Genomic DNA, 2618 nt, shown 5'->3' on the forward strand with positions numbered 1-2618 from the left:
GCAGGAGGAGGCACGGCCATGGCGAGCAGCGCGGCGGGCAGCGGCTCCGGCTCCGGCTGGGGCCAGAACTCCACGGCGCCCAGCGCCACGGCGAGCACGCCCGCACCGGTCAGAATCAAACGGTAACGAATCCGCATGGCCCCCCTCCCCGCCCCGGCGCTCAGAAGCGCACCCGCCAATCGCCATCCTGGCGCTCCACCCGTAGCAACCACGGTGCCGGACGTTCGCGCCCACCATGGGCCACCCGGGCCCGCACGAGGACAGCCTCGGCGTCACGCCCGTCCACCGTCGATTCGACAATCCCCACCAGCGTGAGGCCATGCCCCCGCAGCTCCCGCACCGTCTCCACACACGGTCGCGCGCTTCCTCCCGTGACCAGCAGCGGTGCCAGGACCTCGCAGTCACCCTCGGGCAGCGCCGAGAAGAAGTGGCGCACCACCGCCTCCGCGGCCCGCGTCTTCGACGCGTCGGAGGAACATCCGAGCGCGGCCAGCATCAGCCACCCCATCCACCTCACTGGCGCGGGGTGTCGTGACATGACTCAGTAGCAGTTGGGGGCGAACAGCTCGTCATCCACGGCGGCGGTGAATTGGTCATTGCACCAGCCGCTCACCAGGATGTGGCCATTGCGCACGCAACTGTCGTGGTTGGTGGCATCCACCGTGTACTGGGTGTCGCCGCCGCACGTGCTGCCGCAGCGCCCGAAGCAGTTACCCACCACCTTCGGCCGGTGCCAGTGGTTGGGCGAACCGCAGTGCCAGGTATCGCCGGCCAGAAAGAACTCGTCCCCGTTGCAGGAGTAGTGGTCACCGAGCTGGGCCAACTGCTGGTTGCCGGGCCAGTCGAAGCCGCCCCGGTCACAGTCGTGCGTCGCGTGGGCGTACCAGTTGTAGCGCCCCTCACAACTGCCCGAGTTGCGCCCGTTGCACTGCGCATAGCTGCACAACATCGTGTAGCCACGCCCCTTCTCGCCCATCACCGCGCGCCGCAGCCCCACGGTGTCCGGATACTGGGACCACACGCTCACCGCGCGGCGCAGGTACATCGCCGCGGGGGCCGCCGCGTCTCCGCTGGGAAGCGCCTCATTGAGCTCGCGATAGAGGGCGGTGAGCAGCGCGCGGTCCGCGACGCCCATCTGCGCATCCCTGGCATTCGCCTCCGCGAAACCATCCAACGTGGAGACGCCGCGGGCCGGCTCCATCAACCCGGTGAGCGTCAACCCGCGCAGCCGGACCTCCAGCCGGTACACCCCTGGCTCCACCTCGCGAGAGGAGAACGTCACCGTCTCGTCCTCATGAACGAAGGTGCCCCGGGCGTCTCCTGGCGTGGCGGAGAGCGACAGCCCCGCTTGCCGTGAGCGGAGCTCGTCGCCCGTCTTCGCGGCGCCGCCACACGCACACGCCGCCAGCACCACGCTCCACCACAGCTTCGTGCGCATTCTCGGATTCCTCCGGCCACGCGCAGGCCCGAGTCCTCCGTCCCGCTCACGTCAGGGGAGCACGGCCCAGCGACGGAGAATGCTCGCACCGGACGAATTCGTGAATAGAGCCCGGCGGTCTCAGACGTCTGTCCGCGCGAAGACAGGCAGCGGGCCGGCGGCGCGCGTCAGGCCGAAGTCTCCTTCGGGCAGGGACTCATGGCCGCCAATCACCAGCAGCCCGCCAGGGACCAGCCGCGCCACCAGCCGTGACAGGACCTCGCGTTGAAGCGGAGGCGCGAAGTAGGTGAAGGCGACGTTGCGGCACAGCACCAGGTGGAAGGGCCCGTCGGGCATCTGGGAGCGCAAGTCCTGCTGGAGGAAGTCCACCGCCCGCCGGAACTCCGGCGCAAGGCACGGTTCGTCGCCGGGCCCCGGAAAGGCACGCTCCGCCCAGGCACGCGGCAGCTCACGCAAGGCCCCGCGCGGATAGCAGCCCCGCGCCGCCCGCGCGAGCAGCCCCGCATCCGCATCGGAGGCCACCAACGCCAAACGCACTCCCGGGAATCGAGGCTCGAGCCCCAACTGGAAGAGCACCGACAGTGTGTAGGGCTCCTCGCCGGAAGCACAGCCCGCGCTCCACGCCCGCAGCGTGGCCTCGCCCCGGGAGCGCAGGGACTCCAGCCGGGCGGGGAGCAAGTCATGGCGCAGCACCTCGAAGACGCGCGCGTCCCGGTAGAAGCGGGAGATGGTGACGCGGCACAGCGCGTCGAGCACGTCCCACTCCGAGGGCTCGGCCTCCAGCCGGGCGCGGTAGGCCCCTGCGTCTGGAAGCCCCAGCGCCTTCAGCCTGCGGCCGATGCGCTTGCACACCTGCCCCCGGACGCGCCGGAAGCCCTCCCAGCGAAGGCGCAGGCGGGGCGCGGCCCACTGCAACAGCTCCACGCATTCACGGTCCGTCATCGGATCGGCCTCCTCCTGGATGTCGGCACGGCCGCCGCGTCCGGGCAAGGGAAGGCCGCTTGCACCGGGCGGAGGCAGGCGGGATGTGGCATGACGCTCCGGCGTTGTCCTTGGATCCCGGAGGAACCCACCCTTGAAGAGACTGAGCGCCCTCACCCTCTCCGCGGCACTGGCGTCGGCCGGCTGCACGCACACCCCCGCCGCGGCCCCCGAGCCCACCGCGCAGCAGGCCCTGGCC

General features: G+C 70.9%; 3 protein-coding genes. All 3 read right to left on the reverse strand.

Annotated elements, in window-relative coordinates; genetic code table 11:
- Positions 1-160 precede the first annotated feature (160 nt).
- The 3 genes from FMQ63_RS37005 to FMQ63_RS37015 all read right to left on the reverse strand — a co-directional run bounded on the left by FMQ63_RS37005 (position 161) and on the right by FMQ63_RS37015 (position 2380).
- On the reverse strand, positions 161-538 hold the full coding sequence (locus FMQ63_RS37005; RefSeq protein ID WP_011557020.1) for a hypothetical protein: 378 nt from the start codon (positions 536-538) through the stop codon (positions 161-163).
- A gap of 3 nt (positions 539-541) precedes the next feature.
- On the reverse strand, positions 542-1438 hold the full coding sequence (locus FMQ63_RS37010) for a hypothetical protein (RefSeq protein WP_011557021.1): 897 nt from the start codon (positions 1436-1438) through the stop codon (positions 542-544).
- A gap of 120 nt (positions 1439-1558) precedes the next feature.
- A complete protein-coding gene (locus FMQ63_RS37015; protein WP_026114094.1) occupies positions 1559-2380 on the reverse strand; it encodes a protein-glutamate O-methyltransferase CheR in 822 nt (273 codons plus the stop codon).
- Positions 2381-2618: the final 238 nt, after the last annotated feature.

The sequence above is a fragment of the Myxococcus sp. CA005 genome (genome assembly GCF_006518205.1).
GTDB lineage: Bacteria > Myxococcota > Myxococcia > Myxococcales > Myxococcaceae > Myxococcus > Myxococcus xanthus.

Coding starts and splice junctions, on each gene's coding strand:
- FMQ63_RS37015 (WP_026114094.1), bottom strand. CDS start 2,380: ATGACGGACCGTGAATGCGTGGAGCTGTTGCAGTGGGCCGCGCCCCGC.
- FMQ63_RS37010 (WP_011557021.1), bottom strand. CDS start 1,438: ATGCGCACGAAGCTGTGGTGGAGCGTGGTGCTGGCGGCGTGTGCGTGT.
- FMQ63_RS37005 (WP_011557020.1), bottom strand. CDS start 538: ATGTCACGACACCCCGCGCCAGTGAGGTGGATGGGGTGGCTGATGCTG.